34 protein-coding genes and 1 tRNA gene are annotated in these 25,011 nt (G+C 66.2%); 23 read left to right on the top strand and 12 right to left on the bottom strand.

The genetic code is table 11. From position 1 onward, the window contains the following. The first annotated feature begins 52 nt into the window (after positions 1-52). The 14 genes from JF542_RS20430 to ureG all read left to right on the top strand — a co-directional run bounded on the left by JF542_RS20430 (position 53) and on the right by ureG (position 8,651). Complete coding sequence (locus JF542_RS20430; protein ID WP_207077215.1) at positions 53-883, top strand: 2-dehydro-3-deoxygalactonokinase; 831 nt, start codon at positions 53-55, stop codon at positions 881-883. A gap of 70 nt (positions 884-953) precedes the next feature. Continuing rightward, positions 954-1,442, top strand: coding sequence for a tRNA (N6-threonylcarbamoyladenosine(37)-N6)-methyltransferase TrmO (gene tsaA / locus JF542_RS20425; protein ID WP_007797987.1), 489 nt, complete (start codon positions 954-956; stop codon positions 1,440-1,442). Between the two features lie 229 nt (positions 1,443-1,671). Next, positions 1,672-2,436 carry an urease accessory protein UreD gene (locus JF542_RS20420; RefSeq protein WP_207077214.1) on the top strand — a complete coding sequence of 255 codons (765 nt, stop codon included), beginning with the start codon at positions 1,672-1,674 and terminating at the stop codon, positions 2,434-2,436. 3 nt (positions 2,437-2,439) lie between these two features. Next, positions 2,440-2,742: an urease subunit gamma gene (locus JF542_RS20415; protein WP_007797992.1), complete on the top strand. Its 303-nt coding sequence runs from the start codon at positions 2,440-2,442 to the stop codon at positions 2,740-2,742. A gap of 23 nt (positions 2,743-2,765) precedes the next feature. Next, complete coding sequence (locus tag JF542_RS20410; protein ID WP_007797995.1) at positions 2,766-2,939, top strand: hypothetical protein; 174 nt, start codon at positions 2,766-2,768, stop codon at positions 2,937-2,939. Then, positions 2,936-3,241 carry an urease subunit beta gene (locus JF542_RS20405; protein WP_007797998.1) on the top strand — a complete coding sequence of 102 codons (306 nt, stop codon included), beginning with the start codon at positions 2,936-2,938 and terminating at the stop codon, positions 3,239-3,241. Before JF542_RS20410 ends, JF542_RS20405 begins: the two co-directional genes overlap by 4 nt. 1 nt (position 3,242) lies before the next feature. Beyond that, complete coding sequence (locus JF542_RS20400; protein ID WP_007798000.1) at positions 3,243-3,560, top strand: hypothetical protein; 318 nt, start codon at positions 3,243-3,245, stop codon at positions 3,558-3,560. Positions 3,561-3,589: 29 nt separating this feature from the next. Beyond that, positions 3,590-3,874, top strand: coding sequence for a hypothetical protein (locus JF542_RS20395; RefSeq protein ID WP_207077213.1), 285 nt, complete (start codon positions 3,590-3,592; stop codon positions 3,872-3,874). Between the two features lie 70 nt (positions 3,875-3,944). After that, positions 3,945-5,693 (top strand): urease subunit alpha, encoded by a 1,749-nt coding sequence (gene ureC, locus JF542_RS20390; RefSeq protein WP_007798007.1) that lies wholly within the window; start codon positions 3,945-3,947, stop codon positions 5,691-5,693. Positions 5,694-5,716: 23 nt separating this feature from the next. Next, complete coding sequence (locus JF542_RS20385) at positions 5,717-6,301, top strand: hypothetical protein (protein ID WP_207077212.1); 585 nt, start codon at positions 5,717-5,719, stop codon at positions 6,299-6,301. Positions 6,302-6,457: 156 nt separating this feature from the next. Then, the gene (locus tag JF542_RS20380) at positions 6,458-6,676 is read left to right on the top strand and encodes a DUF1127 domain-containing protein (RefSeq protein ID WP_207077211.1); all 219 of its coding nucleotides are present in this window, start codon (positions 6,458-6,460) and stop codon (positions 6,674-6,676) included. A gap of 136 nt (positions 6,677-6,812) precedes the next feature. Further along, complete coding sequence (gene ureE, locus JF542_RS20375) at positions 6,813-7,355, top strand: urease accessory protein UreE (RefSeq protein WP_007798016.1); 543 nt, start codon at positions 6,813-6,815, stop codon at positions 7,353-7,355. Then, positions 7,306-7,980: an urease accessory protein UreF gene (locus JF542_RS20370; RefSeq protein ID WP_242533862.1), complete on the top strand. Its 675-nt coding sequence runs from the start codon at positions 7,306-7,308 to the stop codon at positions 7,978-7,980. Before ureE ends, JF542_RS20370 begins: the two co-directional genes overlap by 50 nt. Before the next feature lie 38 nt (positions 7,981-8,018). Then, entirely contained in the window at positions 8,019-8,651 is a 633-nt protein-coding gene (ureG, locus tag JF542_RS20365) for an urease accessory protein UreG (protein ID WP_040545316.1), read from the top strand. Positions 8,652-8,973: 322 nt separating this feature from the next. On the opposite strand, the gene thyX is transcribed toward ureG, so the two are convergent. After that, on the bottom strand, positions 8,974-9,888 hold the full coding sequence (gene thyX / locus JF542_RS20360) for an FAD-dependent thymidylate synthase (RefSeq protein ID WP_007798024.1): 915 nt from the start codon (positions 9,886-9,888) through the stop codon (positions 8,974-8,976). Positions 9,889-10,091: 203 nt separating this feature from the next. Here thyX and JF542_RS20355 point away from each other — a divergent pair, with 203 nt between their 5' ends. Then, positions 10,092-10,526, top strand: coding sequence for a VOC family protein (locus JF542_RS20355; RefSeq protein WP_207077210.1), 435 nt, complete (start codon positions 10,092-10,094; stop codon positions 10,524-10,526). After that, positions 10,520-11,248 carry a DUF1194 domain-containing protein gene (locus tag JF542_RS20350; protein WP_207077209.1) on the top strand — a complete coding sequence of 243 codons (729 nt, stop codon included), beginning with the start codon at positions 10,520-10,522 and terminating at the stop codon, positions 11,246-11,248. The genes JF542_RS20355 and JF542_RS20350 overlap by 7 nt, the downstream gene beginning before the upstream one ends. Before the next feature lie 34 nt (positions 11,249-11,282). On the opposite strand, the gene JF542_RS20345 is transcribed toward JF542_RS20350, so the two are convergent. The 3 genes from JF542_RS20345 to JF542_RS20335 all read right to left on the bottom strand — a co-directional run bounded on the left by JF542_RS20345 (position 11,283) and on the right by JF542_RS20335 (position 12,529). After that, on the bottom strand, positions 11,283-11,780 hold the full coding sequence (locus tag JF542_RS20345; RefSeq protein ID WP_007798032.1) for a MarR family winged helix-turn-helix transcriptional regulator: 498 nt from the start codon (positions 11,778-11,780) through the stop codon (positions 11,283-11,285). A gap of 96 nt (positions 11,781-11,876) precedes the next feature. Further along, positions 11,877-12,137 (bottom strand): succinate dehydrogenase assembly factor 2, encoded by a 261-nt coding sequence (locus JF542_RS20340; RefSeq protein ID WP_007798034.1) that lies wholly within the window; start codon positions 12,135-12,137, stop codon positions 11,877-11,879. Further along, a complete protein-coding gene (locus JF542_RS20335) occupies positions 12,134-12,529 on the bottom strand; it encodes a helix-turn-helix domain-containing protein (RefSeq protein ID WP_007798036.1) in 396 nt (131 codons plus the stop codon). The genes JF542_RS20340 and JF542_RS20335 overlap by 4 nt, the downstream gene beginning before the upstream one ends. A 109-nt stretch (positions 12,530-12,638) precedes the next feature. Between JF542_RS20335 and JF542_RS20330 the strand changes: the two genes are divergently transcribed. The 5 genes from JF542_RS20330 (at position 12,639) to JF542_RS20310 (ending at position 15,969) form a co-directional block, all read left to right on the top strand. After that, positions 12,639-13,841 (top strand): pyridoxal phosphate-dependent aminotransferase, encoded by a 1,203-nt coding sequence (locus JF542_RS20330; protein ID WP_207077208.1) that lies wholly within the window; start codon positions 12,639-12,641, stop codon positions 13,839-13,841. Continuing rightward, positions 13,838-14,212 (top strand): bleomycin resistance protein, encoded by a 375-nt coding sequence (locus tag JF542_RS20325; RefSeq protein WP_207077207.1) that lies wholly within the window; start codon positions 13,838-13,840, stop codon positions 14,210-14,212. Before JF542_RS20330 ends, JF542_RS20325 begins: the two co-directional genes overlap by 4 nt. Then, positions 14,209-14,607 carry a hypothetical protein gene (locus JF542_RS20320; protein ID WP_007798047.1) on the top strand — a complete coding sequence of 133 codons (399 nt, stop codon included), beginning with the start codon at positions 14,209-14,211 and terminating at the stop codon, positions 14,605-14,607. Before JF542_RS20325 ends, JF542_RS20320 begins: the two co-directional genes overlap by 4 nt. A 164-nt stretch (positions 14,608-14,771) precedes the next feature. Then, the gene (locus JF542_RS20315) at positions 14,772-15,092 is read left to right on the top strand and encodes a hypothetical protein (protein WP_007798048.1); all 321 of its coding nucleotides are present in this window, start codon (positions 14,772-14,774) and stop codon (positions 15,090-15,092) included. 85 nt (positions 15,093-15,177) lie between these two features. Continuing rightward, complete coding sequence (locus JF542_RS20310; protein ID WP_007798052.1) at positions 15,178-15,969, top strand: inositol monophosphatase family protein; 792 nt, start codon at positions 15,178-15,180, stop codon at positions 15,967-15,969. A 193-nt stretch (positions 15,970-16,162) separates the two neighbouring features. On the opposite strand, the gene JF542_RS20305 is transcribed toward JF542_RS20310, so the two are convergent. The 3 genes from JF542_RS20305 to putA all read right to left on the bottom strand — a co-directional run bounded on the left by JF542_RS20305 (position 16,163) and on the right by putA (position 20,796). Next, positions 16,163-16,531 (bottom strand): GFA family protein, encoded by a 369-nt coding sequence (locus JF542_RS20305; RefSeq protein ID WP_207077258.1) that lies wholly within the window; start codon positions 16,529-16,531, stop codon positions 16,163-16,165. 8 nt (positions 16,532-16,539) lie between these two features. Continuing rightward, on the bottom strand, positions 16,540-17,283 hold the full coding sequence (locus JF542_RS20300) for a rhomboid family intramembrane serine protease (protein ID WP_207077206.1): 744 nt from the start codon (positions 17,281-17,283) through the stop codon (positions 16,540-16,542). Positions 17,284-17,367: 84 nt separating this feature from the next. After that, entirely contained in the window at positions 17,368-20,796 is a 3,429-nt protein-coding gene (gene putA / locus JF542_RS20295) for a bifunctional proline dehydrogenase/L-glutamate gamma-semialdehyde dehydrogenase PutA (RefSeq protein WP_207077205.1), read from the bottom strand. A gap of 106 nt (positions 20,797-20,902) precedes the next feature. Between putA and JF542_RS20290 the strand changes: the two genes are divergently transcribed. Then, positions 20,903-21,391: an Lrp/AsnC family transcriptional regulator gene (locus tag JF542_RS20290; protein WP_007798062.1), complete on the top strand. Its 489-nt coding sequence runs from the start codon at positions 20,903-20,905 to the stop codon at positions 21,389-21,391. A 137-nt stretch (positions 21,392-21,528) separates the two neighbouring features. After that, positions 21,529-21,613, top strand: a tRNA-Leu gene (locus tag JF542_RS20285). On the opposite strand, the gene JF542_RS20280 is transcribed toward JF542_RS20285, so the two are convergent. From JF542_RS20280 to JF542_RS20260, 5 genes are all read right to left on the bottom strand, one after another. Further along, positions 21,570-23,159, bottom strand: a complete 1,590-nt coding sequence (locus JF542_RS20280) for a recombinase family protein (protein ID WP_207077257.1) — start codon at positions 23,157-23,159, stop codon at positions 21,570-21,572. The genes JF542_RS20285 and JF542_RS20280 overlap by 44 nt on opposite strands. Before the next feature lie 2 nt (positions 23,160-23,161). After that, positions 23,162-23,554, bottom strand: coding sequence for a hypothetical protein (locus JF542_RS20275; RefSeq protein ID WP_207077204.1), 393 nt, complete (start codon positions 23,552-23,554; stop codon positions 23,162-23,164). 23 nt (positions 23,555-23,577) lie between these two features. Continuing rightward, positions 23,578-23,904, bottom strand: a complete 327-nt coding sequence (locus JF542_RS20270; RefSeq protein ID WP_207077203.1) for a hypothetical protein — start codon at positions 23,902-23,904, stop codon at positions 23,578-23,580. Between the two features lie 174 nt (positions 23,905-24,078). Then, complete coding sequence (locus JF542_RS20265) at positions 24,079-24,426, bottom strand: hypothetical protein (RefSeq protein WP_207077202.1); 348 nt, start codon at positions 24,424-24,426, stop codon at positions 24,079-24,081. Then, positions 24,419-24,889 (bottom strand): type IV secretory system conjugative DNA transfer family protein, encoded by a 471-nt coding sequence (locus JF542_RS20260; RefSeq protein WP_207077201.1) that lies wholly within the window; start codon positions 24,887-24,889, stop codon positions 24,419-24,421. The genes JF542_RS20265 and JF542_RS20260 overlap by 8 nt, the downstream gene beginning before the upstream one ends. Positions 24,890-25,011: the final 122 nt, after the last annotated feature.

Raw genomic sequence — 25,011 nt, 5'->3', positions numbered from 1 at the left:
TTGAACCGCGGCGGCGCGGGGCGTACCTGTCGCGGCAGAAGGAGTGCCGCCCATGACAACGCCCGACTGGATCGCCGCCGAACACCGCGAGAGTCGTCTGCGCATCTGGCAGATGGCCGCGGATGACACCGTCCTGGCCCAGACCGAGTGCATCGCGGAGGGAGGCGAGGACCTCTCCCGCACCCTGAGCCATGCGCTGCCCGGCCTCGATCCGGGCACGCCGGTCGTTGTCAGCGGCGCCGCGAAGCTGCCATTCGCCGCCGTACCCTGCACTCCGCCGAAGCTGGCGCAGGCGCAGCGCGACGGCGATCTGCACCGCCTTCCCGGCATCGCGCAGGAGCGCCCGGTGGACGTGCTGCATGGCGAGGAGACCCGGGTTGCGGGCTTTCTTTCGCTCAACCCGCGCTTCGACGGGGTGATCTGCCTGCCCGGGGCGCAGAGCCGCTGGGTGCATGTGAGTGCAGGCGAGATCGTCAGCTTTCGCAGCGTTCTGACCGGGACGCTCTTCGATCTGCTGGGCGCGCCCGAGGCGCTGGGTGTCGACGCCCCCGCCGCGTTCGACGAGGACGCGCTGCTGCAGGCGGCGGATCAGGTCATGGGGCGCCCGGCGAATTTCGCCGGTGAGCTCGCGGTGATCCGCGCCGAGCGCCATCTCAGCGGTCTTGGCGACACGCTCGCGGCGTCGCGCGCCATGGGGCTTCTGGTTGGCATGGAGCTCGCCGCCGCCAAGCCCTACTGGCTGGGGCAGAGCGTCGCCATCGTCGCCGAGGGCAACGCCGCGCAGCCGTACCGGCTGGCGCTCGAGGCGCAGGCGGTGCCGGTGGTCGTGGCCGATGGCGCGCGCATGGCGCTCGAAGGGCTGAAAGCGGCGCGCAAGGGCTGATCCGTGTCCGAGCCCGTGGCGGCGCCGCGTACGAGGCGCTAGGCTGAGCGCAAAGCAAGGAGACCCAGCCATGTCGGACGAGGCCGAGATCCGCCCCGGAGAGACCACCGTCGATCTGCCGCCAGCGGATGACGCGCAGTTGCGCTTCATCGGGCGCATCCGCACCCCGTTCCTCACCCGGGCCGACTGTCCGCGGCAGGGCGATCCGGAGGAGGGGCCCGAGTGCCGCGTCGAGCTCGATCCGCGTCTCGAGCCGGCGCTGGCCGGGATCGAGGGCAAGGCTTGGCTCGAGCTGCTCTACTGGCTTGACCGTTCGCGCCGCGATCTGCTGACTCAGCGTCCGCGCGGCAGCGACGGGCCGCGCGGCACCTTCAGCCTGCGCTCGCCGCAACGTCCCAACCCCATCGGCAGCTCGATGGTCCGGCTCGTGCGCCGCGAGGGGCCGGTGCTGGTGGTGCGCGGGCTCGACTGCCTCGACGGCACGCCAGTGCTCGACCTCAAGCCCGCCCGTTGCGATCAGGGAGTGCAGATCCGGGCTGAGAGCGAGCGGGAGACGTGATTTTCATTTCGCCCAATTTGCGGGCGTTTCGGGCCATATCGCCCTCATCATGCGCATTGAGGCGCCTCTCAGGCTCCGAGCCGGTTCGTGAGGCGGGTCGCCTGCTTGCCCTTGCCGCAGGGTCTGCCAAGGGTGCCTGCCGCAGGAGGGCCGCGCCATACCATATGATCAGCCGCAGATGACCGCGCCCGCCGCCATTGCCGCGCAGCGCGCAAGAGGGAAGGCCCGGTTGGGTGTCCGTCTGCGCAACGGCCGCTCGGCGATTTCGGACCTGCACATGTCCGGAAGCTCCAAGCTGCTGTTTCCGCGTGTGAAAGACGCGTTGCAGGCGGTCTATCTCAACAGCTCGGGCGGGGTGACCGGGGGCGATGCCTTCGATGTCGAGGCGCGCGCCGAGGCTGGCTCGCATCTCGTGATGACCACGCAGGCGGCCGAGCGTGTCTACCGCGCGCTGCCCGCCGAGACCGGCCGGGTCGAGACCCGGTTGGCGCTCGAGGCCGGCGCACGGCTCGACTGGCTGCCGCAGGAAACCATCCTCTTCGAGGGCGGCGCGCTCGACCGGCGGCTGCGCATCGACATGGCCGCGGACGCAAGGCTCACCGCCTGCGAGTCCCTGGTCTTTGGCCGCCACGCGATGGGCGAGGTGCTGCACGACCTGCGCCTGCGCGACCATATCGACCTGCGCGTCGACGGCCGGCTGGCCTTTGCCGACCGGCTGCACCTGAGCGGCGATGCTGCCGATACCCTCGCGCATCCGGCGATTGCCGGCGGTGCCGGGGCGGTGGCAACGGTGATCCATGCCGCCCCCGGGGCCTCCACCCTGCGCGATGCGCTGCGCGAGATGCTGCCGGAGACGGCGGGGGTCTCGGCGCTGTCGGAGGAACTTCTGGTACTCCGTCTGGTTTCCGTTGACGGCTACACACTGCGGGGCCACCTTGCCCCTGTCCTGCGCCGCCTGAGCGGCGCCGAACTTCCACGACCCTGGATGATCTGACCCATGCAATTGACCCCCCGCGAAAAGGACAAGCTGCTTGTCGCAATGGCCGCCGAAGTGGCGCGCAAACGCCTCGCCCGCGGCGTGAAGCTGAACTACCCGGAGGCGGTGGCGCTGATCACCGACGCGGTGGTCGAGGGCGCCCGCGACGGACGCTCCGTGGCCGAGATGATGGAGGCCGGTGCGCAGGTCATCAGCGCCGAGCAATGCATGGACGGCATCTCCGAGATGATCCACGAAGTGCAGGTCGAGGCCACCTTCCCGGACGGCACCAAGCTGGTCACCGTCCACAACCCGATCCGCTGATCTCCCCTCAGAAGGATACCGCAATGAAATACGCTCTCCCTCTCGCCCTTGTCGCCGGTCCGGCGCTGGCCCATTCCGGCGATGCGCCGCACGTGCACCCGCATGACGGGGCCTCGTGGCTGATCGTCGTGGCGCTGCTTGGCGTCGTGGCGGTGGGCGCACCGCTGGCGCTGGCGCGCCTCCGGGGCCGCAAATGATCCCGGGCGAGCTGATCCCCGCCGAGGGGGAGCTCACCCTCAACGCCGATCGCGAGGCGATCACGCTGATGGTGGCGAACACGGGTGATCGCCCGGTGCAGGTGGGCTCGCACTACCATTTCGCCGAGACCAACCCGGCGCTCGACTTCGATCGCGACGCCGCGCGCGGCCTGCGGCTCGACATCGCTGCCGGCACCGCTGTGCGCTTCGAGCCGGGTCAGCGCCGCGAGGTCAACCTGATCCCGATCTCCGGCGCGCGGAAGATCTACGGCTTCAACCAGAAGATCATGGGAGCGCTCTGAGATGTTCAGCCAGATGCTGGAATGGCAGCGCAGTGCGCTGAAGGTCGCCTCGCTGGCGGCCGAGGCGCAGCAGGTGGTGGCCTACCGGACGCTCGGCATGGCCGGGCTGTGGTCGGTGGATCCGTCCGAGAACGTGCGCATGGTGACGGAAAAGAGCCCGGCGCTGATGCAGAGCTGGTGGAGCGCCAGTCGCGCAGCCATGGGCGGGGCCGCGCCCGAGCGCGTGGTCATGGCGTGGGCCGGACCGCTGGAGCGCAAGGCGCGTTCGAACCGCAAGCGGCTCGCCAAGCGCGGGCCGAACATGAATTTCGGAGCCTGAACGACGCATCGACCGAGGAGGGTGCCGCGATGTTGCCGACCTACTGGGGATTTACCGCCATGCAGATGGGGGTCGAGATGATCAGCCTGCAGATGCGCATGGCCCAGGCCGTCTACGAGGCCGGGGTGATGCAGCAGAAGGCATTCTGGAACGCCCGCCAGCCGCTGGCGACGGCGTCGCTGATGCCCGCGCCGATGAGCATGGGGATCTGCGGCCCGGTGGCGCTGGCCGGCGGTGGCCGTCCGCGCGCCGACTCGGGGCTCAAGGCCGTGCCCGCGGCGCGCCGCACGCACGAGCCCGGGACGCCCGTCTGACTTAAATCCAACCGGCGCGCGGCAGGACGCTGCGGACGCCGATGCCGACCTGATGACCAAGGACCACCACATGCCAGCCACGATCTCCCGCGCCGATTATGCCGCCATGTTCGGCCCCACCACCGGCGACAAGCTGCGCCTCGCCGACACCGACCTGATCATCGAGGTCGAGCGTGACCTGACCGCCGAGGCGGTGGGTCAGGCGGTGGGCGGCAACGCCCCGGTCTACGGTGAAGAGGTCAAGTTTGGCGGCGGCAAGGTGATCCGCGACGGCATGGGCCAGAGCCAGGCGACCCGCGCCGAGGGCGCGGTCGACACCGTCATCACCAATGCGCTGATCGTCGACCACACCGGCATCTACAAGGCCGATGTCGGCCTCAAGGACGGGCGCATCCACACGATCGGCAAGGCCGGCAACCCCGACACCCAGCCCGGCGTCAGCATCATCGTCGGCCCCGGAACCGAGGTGATCGCCGGCGAGGGACGCATCCTGACTGCCGGCGGCATGGACAGCCATATCCACTACATCTGCCCGCAGCAGATCGAGGACGCGCTGCACTCTGGCCTGACCACCATGCTCGGCGGCGGCACCGGCCCGGCGCATGGCACGCTGGCCACCACCTGCACGCCCGGTCCGTGGCATCTTGGCCGCATGATGCAGGCCGCCGACGCCTTTCCGATGAACCTCGCCTTCGCCGGCAAGGGCAACGCCTCGCTGCCGGCGCCGCTGGAAGAGCAGATCAAGGCCGGCGCCTGCTGCCTCAAGCTGCACGAGGACTGGGGCACCACCCCCGCCACCATCGACAATTGCCTGAGCGTCGCCGATGCCTGGGACGTGCAGGTGATGATCCACACCGACACGCTCAACGAGTCCGGCTTCGTCGAGAACACCGTGGGCGCCATGAAGGGCCGCACCATCCACGCCTTCCACACCGAGGGCGCGGGCGGCGGCCATGCCCCGGACATCATCAAGATCTGCGGCGAGGAGTTCGTGCTGCCTAGCTCGACCAACCCGACGCGGCCCTATACCGGCAACACGCTGGAAGAGCATCTCGACATGCTCATGGTCTGCCACCACCTCGACAAGTCGATCCCCGAGGACGTGGCCTTTGCCGAGAGCCGCATCCGCCGCGAAACCATCGCCGCCGAGGACATCCTGCACGACATGGGCGCGTTCTCGATCATCGCCTCGGACAGCCAGGCCATGGGCCGCGTGGGCGAAGTGATCATCCGCACCTGGCAGACCGCCGACAAGATGAAGAAGCAGCGTGGGCGGCTCTCGGACGAGACCGGCCACAATGACAACTTCCGCGTCCGCCGCTACATCGCCAAGTACACCATCAACCCCGCCATCGCGCATGGCATCTCGCAGGAGATCGGCTCCATCGAGGTCGGCAAGCGTGCCGACCTGGTGCTCTGGTCGCCGGCCTTCTTCGGGGTGAAGCCCGAGATGGTGCTGATGGGCGGCACCATCGTCTGCGCGCAGATGGGCGATCCCAACGCCTCGATCCCGACGCCGCAGCCGGTCTATTCGCGGCCCATGTGGGGCGCCTACGGTCGCTCGGTCGAGAATTCGGCGGTGATCTTCGTCTCCGAGGCGGCGCAGGCCGAGGGCATCGGCGCCTCGCTGGGCCTCGCCAAGCAGACGGTCGCGGTTAAGAACACGCGCGGCATCGGCAAGAAGGACCTGATCCACAATGCCGAGACGCCGGAGGTCGAGGTGAATCCCGAGACCTACGAGGTGCGCGCCAATGGCGAGCTGCTGACCTGCGAGCCGGCCACCGAGCTGCCGATGGCGCAGCGCTATTTCCTCTACTGAAGCAACGGGGTAGAGGGCTCGGCATGAAGCTCTTTGCGCCCCTCGTCGCGCTGGCGCTGCCCACGGTGGCGCCGGCCGTCTGCCCGACCGCCGAGGATCTCGATACCGGGATCCTGTTTCGCACCCTCGATGGAGACACCGAGCTGTTCCGCCGGGTGAGCGAGAACGTGGTGCTCTCGACCTACACCAGCGGCAGCGAGGAGAGCCGCATCCTGCTGGGGCAGGGGCTCTACGTGCTCGACAACGTGGGGCTGGCCGAGGGCGAGCTGCTGCCCGAGACGCAGGTGCGCTTCTCCTATCCGATGCCCGCGGCCGAGATGCCGCGCCCGACTCCGGAAGGCGACTGGGCGGTCGACGTCACCGTGGAGGAAGGCGGCGGCTCGGAGCCCGAGCGCCAGAGCTATGCGTTCGGGCCGGTCACCGAGATCGGGCTGGGCAAATGCACGTTCGACATGATTCCGGTGGTCCAGACCTACAGCCCCGATCCCTACGAGGTGACCGACTACGTGAACTGGCTTCCCGAGCTCGGAGTGTCCTATCTGGTGCAGTCCAGCCATGCGCATGGCGAAGACCGTTACATATATACCAGCGTCAAGGCGGTGCGATGAGCGGGAAACCAGTGGAAAGTTTAATATTGAACCATCTGCGACCTATGCACCTGCAGAAACCCGACAATGCAGATGCAGCATTTGAGAACTCGGGCAGCATCGCTTACCTTGTTGGCAAGGGAGGGGACCTGAACATCAATAGGAAGGTTCCTACAAATGGCATTCATGACCGCAAGCGAGCGCCACGTCGCCGCACCGTTCTTTACCCGTCTTCTGACCTCGATCGGCAACGTGATCGTTGCGATGGGCGAAGCGAACCCGCGCCTGCGCCGCATCGAAGCGCTGCAGCGCCTGTCCGACGCCGAGCTGGCCGAGCGTGGCATCCGCCGCGAGGACATCGTGCGCCACGTCTTCCACGACGTCTACTACCTCTGATCTCTGCCCGCGCAGCGCGCTTTGACGCGCGCGCCGGAGACATGCATCAAGGCCACGCGCCCGGGATCGTCCGGGCCGTGGCCTTCTTCGTTTCGCGGCCCTGCCGTCGCGCCGTTTCCAAGACCAAGGACCTGACATGACCCAGTTGCCCACCGCTCACGAGATCGCCCGCAAGGGCCACTGGGAGACCGCCTCGGACACCGTGACCCTGTCCTACGAGGACCGGTTCCTGCGTCGCAAGGTGCTGACCGCGGGATCCGGTGCGGGTTTTCTCGTCGACCTGGCCCATACAGAAAGCCTCGATCACGGCGATGCCTTCCGGCTCACCGACGGGCGGCTGGTCGAGGTGGTGGCGGCGTCCGAGCCTCTGCTGGCGGTGAGCGGGGACGACCTGCCGCGCATCGCGTGGCATATCGGCAACCGCCACACCCCCTGCCAGATTGAAGCCGTGCGGCTGCTGATCCAGCGCGATCACGTGATCCGCGACATGCTGCAGCGCATCGGCGCCACCGTCACGGAGGTCGACGAGCCTTTCACCCCGGAGGGCGGCGCCTACGGCCACGGCCGGACCCACGGCCATGACCACTCGCACAGCCACGGGCCGGAGGGGCATTCCCACGGTCACTCGCATGCGCATGACCATGACCACGGGCATCATCACCACGACCATGAGCACTGACGCCTCGCTCACCCTGCACCAGCTGTTCTCGCCGGCCTTCCCCGTCGGCGCCTTCGCCTATTCGCATGGGCTGGAAACAGCGGTGCAGGCGGGGCAGGTGGGCGACGCCGGCGCCCTGCAAGGCTGGCTCGAGGCGGTGCTGCGACACGGCGCGGGCTGGTCCGACGCGGTCCTGCTGGCGCAGGCGGCACAGGGCGCGGACGCCGCCATGCTCTCGGAGCTGGGGCTGGCGCTTTCGCCCTCGGCCGAGCGGCGGCTCGAGACCGAGCAGCAGGGGCGGGCCTTTGCCGCCACGGTCTCGGAGGTCTGGGGGCGCGAGATCCCGGCCGCGCCCTACCCGGTGGCGGTGGGGCTCGCGGTGCAGGCGCTGGAGCTGCCCTTGGAAGAAGCGCTGCGGCTCTACCTGCAAGCCTTTGCCGCGAACCTCGCGGGCGCCGGCGTGCGACTGATCCCGCTCGGTCAGACCGATGGGCAGCGCGTGGTGCAGGCGCTGGCGCCGCTCTGCGCCGAGCTGGCCGGGCGTGCGCTTGAGGCGGAGCTCGACGATCTGGGCGGCTTCGCGCCGCTCATTGACATCGCCAGTCAGCGCCATGACATGCTGTATTCCCGGCTATTCAGATCATGACCCCGGATCATGGCCTCAGATCATAACGGAGAGAGATGATGGCATCCCCCAACGGACCCCTGCGTGTCGGCCTCGGTGGCCCGGTTGGCGCCGGCAAGACGACGCTGACCGCGGCGCTTGCGCGCGCCCTGCGTGACCGGCTGTCGATGGCGGTGGTCACCAACGACATCTACACCCGCGAGGATGCGGAGGAGCTGATGCGGCAGCAGGTGCTGCCGCTCGACCGCATCAAGGGGGTAGAGACCGGCGGCTGCCCGCATACCGCGATCCGCGAGGATGCCTCGATCAACCTCGCCGCCATCGCCGAGCTCAACGAGGTGCACCCGGATCTCGACCTGATCCTGATCGAGAGCGGCGGCGACAACCTCTCGGCCACGTTCTCGCCCGAGCTGGCCGATGTGACGATCTACGTGATCGACACCGCCGCCGGCGAGGAGATCCCGCGCAAGGGCGGCCCGGCGATCACCAAGTCGGACATCCTTGTCATCAACAAGACCGACCTCGCGCCCCATGTCGGCGCCTCGCTCGATGTCATGGAGCGCGACGCCACCAAGATGCGCGCCGGACGGCCTTTCGTCTTCGCCTCGCTGCGGCAGGGCAAGGGCGTGGACGAGATCATCTCGCTGCTGGCGCGGATCGGGGGCCTGCCGCTGGTCGAGGCGGCGGAGTAAAGGGGCGATCAAACGGGTCCTGCGCGGAACCAAGGCCGAAGGCCGCCTCTCACACATCGCGTTTCGCGATGTGTTGCCGGCAGGCGTTGGCAAGCAAACGCTGAGAGGCGCGCCATCGGTCATGCTGGAAGCATGCCTCCGTCATGACCCGCCCGCACGGGCCGGCGATCTGGAAGGGCTGGGCACTCAGCTTCGAGGTCTTTCGGACTTGGCCCGGATAAATCGAGGGATTCCACAGTGGTTTCGCCGCCCCGCGGTCCAGCGATGCGCGGCGGTTCCGATCGTTTCGCAAAATGGCTCCGCGCTTCCCTAGGGAAGGCCCTCAGCCTTCCCCGTCGAGCACTGCCTTGAACTCGCGCCACTCGCCTTTGGACATGCCCGAGGTCTCCTGCGAGACCTCTTCGCCCTTCAGCATCCGGCGCACGCAGTCGAGCGCGGTGGATGACAGCTGGGCACCGCCCATGCGGTAATCCTCGAAGGCCTTGTAGGCGAAGGGCACCCAGTCGGCGACCATCTCGCAGATCGCGTCGGCGTAGACGCGGATCTCGTACTGAGCATGGCTGTCGGCGCGCAGGCGGAGGAAGTGCAGCAGGTTGTGCAGGTCCACCTTCCAGTACCACTGGGTGTAGGTGTTGGCGGGCAGGTTCATCCGCGCCAGCTCGCGCGCGAGGCCCTGCTGGTCCTCGGTCGAGATCATCTCTTCGTAGTGGTCGAAGGCGCGCATCGCGTCGTCGCGCAGGTAGCGCAGCACGCGGTCGGCCTCGGCTCCCTCGAGCGCTTCGCCGCGGCCCTGGTTGTTGGTCACCGACTGCGCCGCCAGATGCTCGGGTGCGGGGATGTAGAACTCGCGGTCGAGGATCGAGTAGCGGGCGGAGTATTCATTGACGTTGGCGGTGCGGTGGCGGATCCACTGCCGCGCCACGAAGATCGGCAGCTTTACGTGCAGCTTGATCTCGCACATCTCGAACGGGGTCGAGTGCCAGTGCCGCATCAGGTAGCGGATCAGCCCCTCGTCATTGCTGACCGACTTTGTGCCGCGCCCGTAGGAAACCCGCGCCGCCTGGCAGATCGCCGCGTCGTCGCCCATGTAGTCGATGACCCGGACGAAGCCGTGATCGAGCACCGGCTTGGCGGTGTAGAGATGCGCCTCCATGCCGGCGGAGACGGCGCGCAGGGTGGGCTGCGTCTCGCTGCGCTGCGCGTCGATTTCGGCCTGCTGTTCCGGGCTGAGCGGCATGGGGAATCCCTTCTTCGGTCTGCGAGTCGGTAAGCCCCATATATGGCGGAAAGCGGCGGAGATGGAAACTAGATGGTGTGGCCGAGCCTGCGTTTTGGCCGGGCCGGCTGCGGTGCGGGATTATCGACGGTCACCTCGGCCCTCGACATATGCGCCATGCTGTCTACTCTCTGGGCAAGAACTGGAAAGAAGGAGCATGCCCCATGGGCATCAAGTATCTGCACACCATGGTCCGGGTGAAGGACCTCGACGCGTCGATCGCGTTCTACAAGCTCTTGGGTCTCGTCGAGCGCCGCCGTACCGAGAGCGAGAAGGGCCGTTTCACCCTGGTCTTCCTGTGCCCGCCGGATCAGGCGGACGGCACCGCCGACGTGGAACTGACCTACAACTGGGACGGCGACGACGGCCTGCCCTCGGATTCGCGCCATTTCGGCCATCTCGCCTACACGGTGCCGAACATCTACGAGATGTGCCAGACGCTGATGGACAACGGCGTGACCATCAACCGCCCCCCGCGGGACGGGCACATGGCCTTCGTGCGTTCGCCCGACAACATCTCGATCGAGCTGCTGCAGGAGGGCGACGCGCTTGAGCCGCAGGAGCCCTGGGCCAGCATGGAAAACACGGGCCATTGGTAAGCGCGGCGGCCCTTCGTCTCGCGGCCGCGGCCGCTCTGGGGCTCACGCTCTGGAGCGGGGCAGCCGTGGCGGAGGGCTGTCGGCTGGCGCTCTTGTTGGCGCTCGATGTCTCCTCCTCGGTGGACGAGGAGGAGTACCGCCTGCAGAAGGAGGGGTTGGCCGCGGCGCTGGCCGATCCCGACATCGCGCGCTCGATCCTTGAGGGCGACGGGCGCGTTGCGCTCGGGGTCTACGAGTGGAGCGGGCGGCGGCAGTCGACCGTCGTGCTCGACTGGACGGTGCTCGGCGACAAGCCGACGCTTGATCAGGCGATCGGGCAGATCCTTGCCGCGCCACGCAGTCACAACCGTTTTCCCACCGCGATGGGCTATGCGCTGGGGTATGGCTCCGCCATGCTCGACCGTGCCCCGGTCTGCGCGCGGCGGGTGATCGATGTCTCGGGCGATGGCATCACCAATGACGGCTTCCGCCCGCAGCAGGCCTATCTGCACTTTCCCTTCGGAGACGTGACGGTGAACGGGCTGGCGGTGCTGGGCTCCGATCCGCGGGTGGTGGAGTACTTCCGCGGCGAGGTGGCGCACGGGCCGGGCGCTTTCGTGGAGGTGGCGCAGGGCTACAGCGATTTCCGCCGTGCGATGACGCTGAAGCTCTTCCGCGAACTCAACGACATGATCATCGGTGGGCTGGAGGGACAGGCCGGTGACCGGCCGGAGTTGCGCTAGGCGGCCTTGGCGGCGGTGGAGACTGCGCCCGGCGCTAGTAAATGTACCTGATCTGGTCGGTCCAGAACCGTTCGAGCCGGCGCAGGGATGTGTTGATGTGGTCGAGCCCGTCGAGATCGATGACGTTGCGCCCCTCGAGCCCTTCTGAATGCCGCTCGAACAGGGTTTGCACCATGTCGCGCACGTCGCGTCCCTTGGCGGTCAGCCGAACCCGCACCGAGCGGCGATCAATCTCGCAGCGCTGGTGATGCATGTAGCCCATCTCGACCAGTTTCTTGAGATTGTAGCTGACATTGCTGCCCTGATAGTAGCCGCGCGATTTCAGCTCGCCCGCGGTCACTTCGTTGTCGCCGATGTTGTAGAGCAGAAGGGCCTGCACCGCGTTTATGTCGAGCAGGCCCGTGCGCTCGAATTCGTCCTTTATGACATCAAGCAGAAGCCGGTGCAGTCGTTCCACGAGCGACAGCGTCTCGAGATAGCCGGTCATGTAGCCGCTGAGCGGCTTCTTCCCCATGGAGGCATGAATGCTCATCACCGTCTCCGCCTGTTCCTTGTGACAGGCAGGTTTGCGGGAAAAACACCAACAATCGGTTAAATCACGCCAAAGACATGAAAAACCGTCCCGACCTCAGGGATTGCAGGCGACCTGCGAGATATCGGTGATCAGCGGCCGCAGCGCCTCCGGGGCCGGGCGCTGGCCCGAGACCCACTGGTAGAGATCCTGGTCGTTCTCCTCGAGCAGCGCCTCGTAGGCGTCGAGCTGCGCGGCGTCCATTGCCGCGAGCCGGGCATCGGCATAGCGCATCAGGATGATGTCCATCTCCTTGATGCCACGGCGCATCGACCGCATGGTCAGCCTCTTCAGGCGGTTTTCCGGGGTCTCGGTCATGCGTCCTCCTTGAGCAGCTGGCGCAGGGTCTTTTCCAGCCGGCCGAGCCGGTCGCCGGCGGTCTGCATCTGGGTCTTGAGGGCGCGGATCTCCAGCAGCGCGTCGTTCACATCGGCGGGCAGGGCGGCCTCGGTCTCTTCCGGGCCGGATATGCCCTCGCCTTCGCCGGTGAGCAACCACACGATCGACACGTTGAGCAGCCCGGCGAGCATCTGCAGCTTGTTGGCGCGCGGCTCGGCAAGGTCGTTTTCCCAGCCGTGCAGCGTCTTGAGCTTCACGCCGAGGCGGCGGGCCAGTTTCTCCTGCCCCATGCCGGCAGCCTCGCGGGCGGCGGCGATGCGGTCGCCAAAGGTGGCGGCGTCGGGGCCATACCAGTCGGTGGTGTCGTTCATTCTGCGCTCCTCCCGGCCCTCGGGGGCCGCTGACCTTGCGGCGGATGCCGCTTGAACGGGTGCTGGGCGCACCCTATGACAGTCCTGATCTCAATACAAACGGTGCCCCATGGCTTTCCTCTCCGACACCCTCGCCCGCGTCAAACCCTCGCCCACCGTGGCGGTGACCCAGCTTGCCGCCGAGCTCAAGGCTCAGGGCAAGGACGTGATCGGACTCGGCGCCGGCGAACCCGATTTTGACACGCCTGAGAACATCAAGGAGGCCGCGATTGCGGCCATCCATGCGGGAAAAACGAAATACACGGCGCCCGACGGCATCGCCGAGCTGAAGCAGGCGATCTGCGCCAAGTTCAAGCGCGAGAACGGGCTCGACTACGCGCCGGCGCAGATCAGCGTCAGCACCGGCGGCAAGCAGGTGCTCTACAATGCCTTCATGGCGACGCTGAACCCAGGCGACGAGGTGATCATTCCGGCGCCCTACTGGGTGAGCTATCCCGACATGGTGCTCCTGGGGCAGGGCACTCCGGTGATCATCGAGGGCAAGCCCGAGCTCGGCTACAAGATCACGCCCGAACTGCTCGAGGCGGCGATCACGCCGAAGACCAAGTGGTTCCTGTTCAACTCGCCCTCGAACCCCACCGGCGCGGGCTACTCCCGGGACGAACTGAAAGCGCTCACCGAGGTGCTGATGCGTCACCCGCATGTCTGGGTGATGACCGACGACATGTACGAGCACCTCGCCTATGACGGGTTCGCATTCTGCACGCCCGCGCAGGTCGAGCCGGCGCTCTATGAGCGCACGCTGACCTGCAACGGGGTCTCCAAGGCCTATGCCATGACCGGCTGGCGCATCGGGTATGCCGGCGGCCCGGTCGAGCTCATCGCCGCGATGCGCAAGGTCCAGTCGCAATCGACCACCAACCCCTGCTCGATCAGCCAGTGGGCGGCGGTGGAGGCCCTCAACGGCCCGCAGGATTACCTCGCCCCGCGCGCCGAGGCGTTCAAGCGCCGCCGCGATCTCGTGGTTTCGCGGCTCAACGCGGTCGACGGCATCACCTGCCCGGTGCCCGAGGGCGCGTTCTACGTCTACCCCTCGATCGAGGGGCTGCTGGGCAAGACCTCGGCAGGCGGCACGCTCATCGACAGCGACGAGGCGTTCAGCACCGCGCTGCTGGAAGAGAACGGCGTCGCGGTGGTGTTCGGCGCGGCCTTCGGTCTGAGTCCGAACTTCCGCATCTCCTATGCCACGTCGGACGAGAACCTGGAAAAGGCCTGCGACCGGATCGCGGCGTTCTGCGCCGGTCTCGCATGAGGGCAGTGGTCACGGCCAACCTGCCGTCGCGGGATTTCGGCGCGACCGAGGCGTTCTACGCGAGGCTCGGGTTCGAGACCCGGTTTCGCAACGAGGGCTGGATGATCCTCGGCTTCGGCGACACGCAGGTGGAGTTCTTCCCGCATCCCGGGCTCGACCCGCGCGAGAGCTGGTTCTCGGCCTGCCTGCGTTGCGACGACCTCGAGGCGCTGCATGCCCGGTTCTCGCAGGCCGGCCTGCCGGTCGATGCGACCTCGGTGCCGCGCCTGACCGGCATCTTCAGGCTCGAGGATGCGCCGCGCATGTTCGCGCTGGTGGATGAGGATGGCTCGCTGTGGCGAGTGATGGATGAGACGGAGGCGCGTGGATGAGCGATCTGCCCGACTACTATTTCCGTGTTCGCGAGAACGGCGCGACGGTGTTCCGGGTCGATACCGAGAACCGCCAGCGCCGCATCGAGATGGACCAGATCGCCGTGGTCAACGTCAACCGCGGCGAGATCAAGCCGCATGGCGACCGGGTGCTCAGCGATGCCGACCTGAGCGCGATCCGGCGCTGGATGACCGACCGGCAGGCGCTTCTCGAGATGCGCGACATGGACGACATCCACCGCGCCATCGACGGGCTGAACCTCACGACGCAATGGGCCCAGTCCAAGGCCAGCGACGCGCAGCTCGACGAGGTCACCGACGCGTTGCTTCTGGCGATGCACGATCTGCGCAGCGTGCTGGTGCGCAAGCGGGCGGACCGGCTGCTGAAAAAGTGACAGGGTTTTGCGAACAGTTCCGCGTCTTGATCGGGATTGTTCGGGAATTGCGCCTTGCCGAGCCGGGTATGCCTTATTTTCGCCAAGATGTTTGACTCGGTCAGGGGCGCTGATACCCTGACTTGAAGAGATAATTTTCACCAATCCGGTTTACGGGGGACCAGATGCGCGCCTTCACCTTTCTCGCTGCAGCCGCGGCGCTGTCGATTTCCGCCTCGCAGGCGCTGGCCTGGGACGATGCCTACAAGGGCGACGCCACCGCCGATGCCAGCCGCCAGCCGCTGATTCAGGCCTATCCGGCGGCAAATTACTGTCCGGCCGGCAAGCAGCCGGTGATCGTGGGCGGGGTGATCTGTTGCGGTGTGCCGACGGCGGGCACCTATTACAACCCGGTCTCGGCTCCGCGCCCGGTCGTGGCGACGCAGAACAGCTACCTGCCGCGCGCCTACGCCCCCGAGGGCGAAAAGGGCGTGGTCATCAACTGAGGCCAACCAACTGGCGCCGCGCCCCTTGGCAAATTCCGACAGGCCGCGTATACGCGCGGCCTGAACCATTTCCGGGAATCCGACCATGCAGGGCAGTGCAAATCTCAACATCATGATCAAGGCGGCGCGCAAGGCGGGCCGCTCGCTGGTCAAGGATTTCCGCGAAGTCGAGAACCTGCAGGTCTCGATGAAGGGTGCAGGCGACTTCGTCAGCCGCGCCGACATCGCCTCCGAGACCATCCTCAAGGAGGAGCTTCTGGGCGCCCGGCCGACCTATGGCTGGCTGGCCGAGGAGGGGGGCGCGCAGGATGGCGCAGATCCGACGCGGCGCTGGATCGTCGATCCGCTCGACGGCACCACCAACTTCCTGCACGGCCTGCCGCATTGGGGGGTGTCGATCGCGCTCGAGCACAAGGGCCAGATCGTCTCCGCGGTGGTCTACGACCCGGCCAAGGACGAGATGTTCTACGCCGAGAAGGGCAGCGGTGCATGGCTCAACGACTCGCGCCGCCTGCGCGTGTCGGGCCGCTCGCGGATGATCGAGGCGATCTTCGCCACCGGCATCCCCTATGCCGCCAAGAACACCCTGCCGGCGACCTTGAAGGATTTCGCCAAGCTGATGCCGGAATGCGCCGGCGTGCGCCGCTGGGGCGCCGCTTCGCTGGATTTGGCCTATGTCGCCGCCGGCCGCTTTGACGGCTACTGGGAGCGCGAGCTGAAGCTCTGGGACATCGCCGCGGGCTACCTGATCGCGCTCGAGGCCGGTGCTCTGGTCGACGGCGTCCGCGCCGGCCAAGATCCGCTCGAGAGCGGCTCGCTGCTCTGCGCCAACAACGCGATCTTCGACGGCTTCGCCAAGATCATCCGCGAGGTCTGACGCTGGGCACGCGCGCCGCGCCCTTGTCTTCTCTACGTCGGAAAAATACTCCCTCCGGAGGCGTTCCTCGCCTGCGGCCCGGCGCTGCTATCTCGGCGTATCGCGCAGACCCGCTGCCGACCCGCACCACGCCCGCATCTTCTCTACGTCCCAAATACTCCCGCCGGAGGCATCCCCGGCCCGCGGCCGGGCGTTACCGGTCGGAGGGATGGTTGACCCCGTCGGACCAGCCGATGGGCTCGTGCTCGGCCGGGTTCACCCCCTCGATGGCGCCCATGTTGACCCCGTACTCGTTGGGGTTCGAGCGCCTCCGGTGATACATGTAGATGCCGCAGACCGAGCAGAAATGGTGCTGCGCGGTCATCGTGCCGAACTGGTAGAGCGTGAGCTTGTCGGCCCCTTTCACCACCTCGAGCCCGTCCAGCGGCGCCGAGACCGCGGGCGCGCCGCGGCGGCGGCAGAACGAGCAATCGCAGCGGCGGGCGGTGTTGAGCCCGTCGGACAGCGTCACGCGCAGCTCCACCGCGCCGCAATGGCAGGTGACCTTCACCGGCTCGGGCATCGCCTCTGTCATCGTCTGCGTCCTACTCTTGGAATGCGTGTGGTGTCGGTGTAGCGGCCCGCCGGGTGGGGCGGATGGCCGTGGGTGCGGCTCCAGAAGGCCGGGCCGCCGCGGCGCAGCCAGGTGGGCGCGATCAGTGCCATGCCGGCGACGAAGCCGCCCAGATGCGCCCAGTAGGCCACGCCCGAGCCGTCTCCGGCGGGGCCGAAGCCGCCGAAGAGCTGCAGGCCGAACCACACGGCGAGCATGATCCAGGCGGGCACCGGGATGATCTTGAAGATCACGATCAGGATCACGAGGATGTCGACGCGGGCCTTGGGGAACATCAGCAGATACGCCCCCATGACCCCGGCGATGGCGCCCGAGGCCCCGACGGTCGGAATCGGTGAAAGCGGCGCAGAGACGTAGTGCACCAGCGCCGCGATCAGGCCCGAGGCGAGGTAGAAGCCAAGGTATTTCACGTGCCCCAGCGCATCCTCGATATTGTCGCCGAAGATGAAAAGGAACAGCATGTTGCCGGCAAGGTGGGTGAGCCCTCCATGCAGGAACATCGAGGTCAGAAGGCCGCTGAAGCCATAGCCCTCGGTGACCAGCGCCGGGATCAGCGCCCAGTCGATGAAGAAGGCGTTGAGCGCGCGCGGGTTCTGAAACAGGCCCCAGTAGCTGATGAAGATCACGATATTGGCCACGATCAGCCCGTAGGTGACATAGGGCGTGCGGCCCGACGGGTTGTGATCGCGGATCGGAAACATGAAGAGTAGCTTGGCGCGGAACCGCGCCGCGTCAAGCTCTTGCAGGTGAAACGGGGCGCGGCAGGGGGCCGCGCCCGGCGCGCCTCACATGTTGCCGCCAAGGAGTGCGGCGTTGCCGCCCGAGGCGGTTGTGTCGATGCAGACATGGCGCTCGGCGCGGGCGTGGCCGGTGTCGGGCAGGCCGGTGATCAGGCTCAGGATCGGCCCTTTTCGCCCGGCGAGCGCAGCGCGATAGGCGCGCGCCTCCGCTTCGTCGCCCCACCAGAGCGCCGCCGAGATGCCGTCGAGCGCCGCCAGCGCTTCGGGCGCCAGCTTGCCTTGCGTGGTCACAGCGACGCCGCCCAGCTTGCGCACCGCCTCGGCTTGCGCCGCGGCGCAGTCCGAGCCCGGCCCGAGGCAGAGCACCGGAGGCCGGGCGAAGCTGGTGTACTGGTTGGCCTCGCCGGTCGGCCCGGGCAGTTCGGTGAGCTTGGGTGCCGCGCCGGGGGCTGCCCCGTCGATGGCCGCCGCGAGGCGCGCAGGCAGCTCGGCGGTGGACCAGCTGCCGGGGGCCTCGGATGCGGCATGTGTCCGGAAGCGATCGCAATAGAGCGGCCCGCCGGCCTTGGGACCGGTGCCCGAGAGCCCCTCGCCGCCGAACGGCTGGCTGCCGACGATGGCGCCGATCTGGTTGCGGTTTACGTAAAGGTTGCCGGCCTCGACGCGCTCGGTCACGTGCTGCACCCGGTCGTCGATACGGGTCTGCAACCCGAAGGTCAGCCCGTAGCCGGTGGCGTTGATGGCGTCGATCACCTTGTCGAGTGCGTCGGCCTTGAAGGTGGCGAGATGCAGTACCGGGCCGAAGATCTCGCGCTCGAGATCCTCGATGCCGCCGACCCGGACCAGCGCGGGCCCGATGAAATGCCCGGCGCGCGGCACGTCGATCTGTTTCATCAGCCGGCCCTCGGCGCGGGCGGCCTCGACATAGGCATGGATGCCGTCATGCGCCTCGGCGTCGATCACCGGGCCGAGATCCGTTGAGAGGTCCCATGGCTGGCCAGGGCGCAGCGCCTCCATCGCGCCTTCCAGCATCTCGATGAAATGCGGTGCGATGTCTTCCTGCACGTAGAGGCAGCGCAGCGCCGAGCAGCGCTGGCCGGCGGACTGGAAGGCCGACTCGACGATGGCGCGGATCGCCTGCTCGGGCAGGGCGGTGCTGTCGACGATCATCGCGTTGAGCCCGCCAGTCTCGGCGATCAGCGGGGTGCCGGGGTCGAGATGCTCGGCAATCGCGCGGTGGATGATCTGCGCGGTGTCGGTGGAGCCGGTGAAGGCGACGCCCGAGACGCGGCTGTTCGAGGTGAGCGCAGCGCCCACGTCGCCGGCACCGGGCAGCAGTTGCAGCGCCTCGCGCGGCACCCCGGCCTCGTGCAGCAGCTGCACCGCGCGCCACGCGATCAGCGGGGTCTGCTCGGCGGGTTTCGCCAGCACGGCATTGCCGGTGGCCAGCGCCGCGGCGATCTGGCCGGTGAAGATCGCCAGCGGGAAGTTCCACGGCGAGATGCAGGCAAACACCCCGCGCGGCGGGGCCCCCTCGGCGCGCTCGGCGTAGTAGCGCAGGAAATCAACCGCCTCGCGCAGCTCGGCCACGGCGTCGAGCTGGGTCTTGCCGGCCTCCCGGTGCAGCATTGCGAAGATCTCGCCGTAATGCGCTTCATAGAGATCGGCGGCCTTGAGCAGGGCCGCGGCCCGGTCCGAAGGGCTGGCCTGCCACGGCTGCGCAGCCTCGGCAGCGGCAGCGACGGTCTCGGGACTGGCCCAGGTGATCTGGCCCACCTCATCGGACGGATCGGCCGGGTTCGGCACCGTCTCGGTCGCGCCGAGCGGAGCCTCGACAGCGGTGATCGGCCCGGCCTGCCACGGCGCACTGCGGAACGGTGCGCGGGCGGCGTCGATCTCGGCCAGCGTCGGACGGTGGGTCAGATCGAAGCCCTTGGAGTTCTCGCGCTCGGGGTGAAACAGCTCGGGGCCCCGGGCGAGGGGGCGCTGGTCGTCGGCCTCGAACGGATCGGCGGCCACCACAGACGGCGGCACGTCCTCGTCGACGATCTGGTTCACGAAGGACGAGTTCGCCCCGTTCTCGAGCAGGCGCCGCACCAGATAGGCCAGCAGGTCGCGATGCGCGCCCACGGGCGCGTAGATCCGGCAGCGGGTGCCCGCATTCGTCTTGACCAGCCCGTGCAGCGTCTCGCCCATGCCGTGCAGGCGCTGGAATTCGAACGCATCGGTGTTGTCAGCCATGTGCAGCACGGCGGCGACGGTGTGGGCGTTGTGGGTGGCGAATTGCGGGTAGATCCGGTCGGTCATGCCCAAGAGCTTGCGGGCATTGGCGATGTAGGAGATGTCGGTATTGGTCTTGGCGGTGAAGACCGGGAAACCCTCGAGCCCCATGACCTGCGCACGCTTGATCTCGGTGTCCCAGTAAGCCCCTTTCACCAGCCGCACCATGATGCGACGGTCATGCGCCTCGGCCAGCGCGTAGAGCCAATCGATGGTCTCGGAGGCGCGCAGCCCGTAGGCCTGCACCACCACGCCGAACCCGTCCCAGCCGGCCAGCGTGGGCGAGGCGAAGGCGCGCCCGATCACGTCGAGCGACAGCGACAGGCGGTCCGCCTCCTCGGCGTCGATGTTGAGCCCGATGCCGGCGGTCTTGGCTTCTTCGCAGAGCCGCAGCAGGCGCGGCACCAGCACCTCCATGACATGCTCGAACTGGCCCTCCTCGTAGCGCGCATAAAGCGCCGAGAGCTTCACCGAGATGCCGGGATTGTCGCGGATGTCCTTGGCCTTGGCCGCTTTTGCAATGGCGGAGATGGCCTTGGAATAGGCCTCGAGGTAGCGCAACGCATCCTCCTCGGTGCGGGCGGCCTCTCCCAGCATGTCGTAGCTGTAGGTGTAGCCCTTGGCCTCCATGGCGCTGCCGCGCTTCATCGCTTTCTCGATGGTCTCGCCGAGGACGAATTGCGCGCCCATCTCCTTCATGGCGCGGCCCACGGCGGTGCGGATCACCGGCTCGCCAAGGCGCTTCATGGCGTTGCGCAGGTGGCCCGCGGGGCCGGGGCGCTTCTCGGGGTCGAGGACCTTGCCGGTGAGCATCAGGGCCCAGGTCGAGGCGTTGACCAGCGGCGAGGTCGAGCGCCCCATGTGCTTGCCCCAGTTCGAGGGCGCGATCTTGTCCTCGATCAGCGCGTCGATGGTCTCGGCATCGGGGACGCGCAGCAGGGCCTCGGCGAGGCACATCAGCGCGATGCCCTCGTCGGTCGATAGGCCATACTCGGCGAGGAAGACCTCCATCATGCCGGGCTTGGTGCTGCCGCGGATCTGGGTCACGAGGTTGGCGGCGCGGTCACCGATTTCGCCGCGGTCGGCGGGCGAGAGTGCCGCCTGTTCGCGCAGCTTCGCGACGGTCGCGGCCTCGTCGGCATAGGTGTTGTGGTCGATCAGATGGCGCAGATCGGGGGCGATGTCCTTGGGCATTGGGCGTCTCCGGTGATTTTTGCCAGGATAGAGTGGTTCGTGAAGTCAATTTGCCTTAAGAGCTATTTAAGGCGCATCAAAACGACCGAAGATTCCGGGAAACGCAATGCAAGACGACTACGAAGAATACGACCGGTTCGACCGCGCGATTCTGACCACCTTAGCAGCCGAAGGGCGAATCTCGATAACCGAGCTCGCCCGTCGTATCGGGCTGTCGAAAAGCCCCACACAGGCGCGGCTGCGCCGGCTCGAGGAGTTGGGGGTGATCCGTGGCTACCGCGCGATCCTCGACCCGATCCGCCTGCGGCTCGATCACGTGGCCTTTGTCGAGGTGCGCATGCTCGACACCCGCGAGGCCTCGCTCGAGGCGTTCAACGCAGCGGTGGCGGCGATCCCCGAGATCGAGCAGGTGCATCTGATCGCCGGGAATTTCGATTATCTGCTGAAGGTACGCACCGCCGATATGCGCAGCTATCGCCGGGTGCTGGCCGAGAAGATCTCGACCTTGCCGCATGTCTCGACCACCTCGACCTATGTGGCGATGCAGGCGGTCAAGGAAGACGGCCTGGCGCGCCCGCCGGGGGCGAGCGCCTGAGGCGCGCCGACGGGAAAGGAAAGGCGCCGGTTGCCCTTCGGGACGAAAGGGCACAGCGCGGTCATTTCGCAGGATCCCACGCGGGAAGATCGTTGTCAGTCGTCGTCCTGAGCGGTAGAGGCATCAGGGCGCGTCGTGCGGGCGTGGTGGAATGGTAGACACAAGCGACTTAAAATCGCTAGGGCCTGGCCCGTGCGGGTTCGAGTCCCGCCGCCCGCACCATTTCACAAACAGGAGTTTGTGAAGGGCTTAAGAGTTTGAACGGTAAGGATAAATCCGGCGTTCGATAACCTGTTTTCCGGTCATATACGAGTTGCTGTGCAAAGGTCAGTCTGAGGACCAGTCTGCGAAGGTGCAAGACCTCACTTTCCCATATTTTCCAAGGGTTTGACAAAAACCGCCAGGCCAGTTCGAAGAGATTTTCGAACGTGCCCGAAGGCGGCGTCACATTTTCGAGTTTTTCCGAGACGAGCAGCTTTTCTTCGCTAAGCGCGCCGATCTTTTTCTCGTATGCAGTGATGACGGGAACGCTCTCTGTCTCCACGATCCGTACCAGCAGCGCGTCACTCTGGCGCTCGATTTCACTGAGGCGCTTTTTCAGGTCCTGTTCGTCAGCTTCCGCCCGTGCCAGTCGCTCGTCCCACAGATCGGCAAACATCTTGCGGGCAACGCTGAGCAAGTTGCGTGACGGCGTCATATTCCGCAGGAGCGACTCGAACCCCTCTTCGATATCAGCGCGGCGGATGGACTTGCGGTAGGAGCTGCAACCTTTCGTGTCACACAGGTAATAAGGGTAAGACTTGGTGGAGCCTTTCGACCAGCACGAGGTCATGGACTTGCCGCAGTCCCCGCAGGCAACGAATCCACGCAACGGGAAGTCTTCTGCAATGTCCTTGCGGAACGGCGCTTTCGCTTTGCCGTTCAGCTTCTCCTGCACCTTCTTCCATGTCGCAAAGCTCACCAGCCCGTCATGCTGGGCCTTGCGGAGCGAGATGTCCCATTCCGGCACCTCGATATACCCGGCATAGGTTGCCCGCGTGAGAATGTCTGTCACACGCTGCTGACGGATTTCACCGTTGGGGAGGCATTTCGGGAAGGCAGGCTGGTCTTCGAAGAAGCGCTTCACTTCCGCCTGCGAGGCAAAGCGTCCGCAGGCATAGCCTTCAAGTGCGTCCTGAATAATCGTTGCCAGCGGCTCATCCCGCACCAACAGGTTGCCGTGACCGCTCTTTCGTTCATAGCGGTAGCCATAGGGAGCCTTGAAGCACCAGTAACCGCTCATGATGCGGGCGCGCATACGGTTGCGGGTCTGTTCCCCGTTCTTCTCGCGCTGGTGTTGCGCCACCGAGGCGAGCAGGTTCTCAACGAGGATGGAATCGGAATCTTCCCCGAACTCAATAGACGGGCTTTCCAGCCGTCCCCCGGCACCGGAGATATCGGCGCGCAGTTGCAGGTGGGCTTCCAGCCCCCGCGCCAGGCGGCTGATGTCGTCAATAATGACCACATGAGGCGCACGGCGGTGCTTGCGCAGGAAGGACAGCATCTCCAGCATGCCCGGACGGGCGCTTGATCCGCCGGACATGTCATCGGTGAACACCGCGACTACCCCGTATCCCTTGTACTTGGCATATTCGCGGCAGCGCGCTTCCTGCGAGGTGAGGCCAGAGCCTTGCGTGGTCTGCTTGATCGAGGATACCCGGCAGTAAATGACGGCCAACTGGTCGGTTTCCGGGAAAGTTTCTGTGTGTGATGCTTGGGGCTTTGGCATGTTCAGCGCTCCTCTTGTTGTTGATTGTCAGGGGATGCGACTGTTTCACGCGGCAGGTCTTCAAGGCAGATGTAGTTTAGCACATCATCGAAGCCGACGTCACTTTCGGGGAAGAGTTTATCCCCAGCCTTGACGCTGAACCCCAGATCAACAAACGCCACCATCACCTGCCACAGGGCGAGCAGGCATTCTCTCTGCTGCTCTTCGGTCAGACCTTCGCCTTTCAGCTCAGCCCCGTAGTCTTCGAGCAGGCGGTCACCGAGTGATCTTGGCGGCCCGAGCGTGCTCAGGTCTTTTTGCTCTGTTTTTGTTTTCCCTCTATCTTCCATGGTGCGTCCTTTCTTTTCTTGATGTTTTTCTTGGGTGTCAGGACGGGCGCGGCCCTTTACCGCCAAGCGCCCGTCCGTTGTTCGGTTAGTCACCTGCGGAAGCGTGCCGGACGCTCAGAGCGGGAGCGGTTGGTCGCCTGTTCAGCTTCCTTTTCAGTCGTGCGCTCCTGGCTGCGTTCACGTTTCAGATCACGCACAACGCCATGGGCTTCACGGGCGAGTTCCGCCACGCGCAGCAACTCGCTTGCCGAGAAGGACTGGGTCTCCTGGAGATGGCCGTCCTTGTCCTCGTATATCTTGGCGAGCGTTACCGTGTAGTATGGGCCTTTCTCGGACTCGTTTTCCCAGATACTCGCCTTCAGACGGCTGTCGCGCAGGGTTTCGATTGGTTTGTTGGGCACAGTTGTACTGTCCATGGAAATGCTCCTTTCCGCAGGTCTTGGTTTAGTTTTCGGGATTTGTCGTTTTGCTCTTACGGTCCGCGAGGCGATGCCGTCAGCGAATAAGAACAAAGATAGAACATATCACATCGGCTTTCTCCTTTTCAACGTAAAATTGAGCAAGATCAGAAGATTAGAACTTGCTGATGTTCATCGGTCGCGTGCCCGTCTGAAGAACCTACTGGCGATGTTCAGCCGCCGTTCCTCGAACTTTGCGCGGGACAGGCGGCGCATCTCTTCCCAGTCAGCATTGAAGCGCGCGCGGTTAGGCGGGGCGAACTCCGGTCTTGGTTCAGGCAGATCGAAGCGGTTGATCTTTACATGCCACTGGTCGCGCTCGGACGGATCGCGCGTGAAGCGGGGTTCAGGCGTCCGGCCTGTTCGCAACTCTTCAAACGCCTCACGCGATAGTCCGGCATCACGGGTGAACTCGGCATCATAGGACGGCAACTCGCCCCGGTGCTGGAAGCTGTAGGAACTGGGGCGGGTGTCACGCATCTCCGCTCTCCCCGATATGTGACCACATCCCATCCCGATATTGCGGCAGGTGGGCAAAACGATCCGGCACAGCTTCGCGGATGACAGGACGGGTATGTTTCCGGCCCAGATGGTCGGTGACGCACACCCTGTCATAGGGCGGATGATAGGGGTTCGGGTGATACCGCCCGGCCATGAACGGCTGATCGAAGTACGGTGCGCGTTCCGCCAGCACCGCCCCCGGCAGGCCATCCGCAAAGATGAACTGGCGGTTCTCGGGCAGGTTCAGCACTTCATCCGTGGTTCGCAGCGGGCGGCGCTGCCGTGTCTGCCACTGGCTTTCCAGTCGCTTCTGCATGAGATGCGGGATCAGATCGAACGGATCGGCCCCGCTGAAGAGGTTTCCAAACAGTCTGGCCTGATCGAGGCGCGCACGTCCTTGTCGCACGGGGTCAGTCCACTTGAAGGTCTGCACGCCCAGCATTTCTGTGAACCGGCATGCAAAATTGACCCCGTAGCGGGGTGATCGGCGTCCAAAAATGACCCCCTTACACTGATGTGGATGATGCCCCCGAGGTCATCGGGGAGCACAGTGTGGGATGTTGG

Source organism: Salipiger bermudensis (genome assembly GCF_017309175.1).
Lineage (GTDB): Bacteria > Pseudomonadota > Alphaproteobacteria > Rhodobacterales > Rhodobacteraceae > Salipiger > Salipiger bermudensis.
Note: the sequence above shows the minus strand (reverse complement) of the source record. Positions and strands in the feature narration are given on the sequence as shown.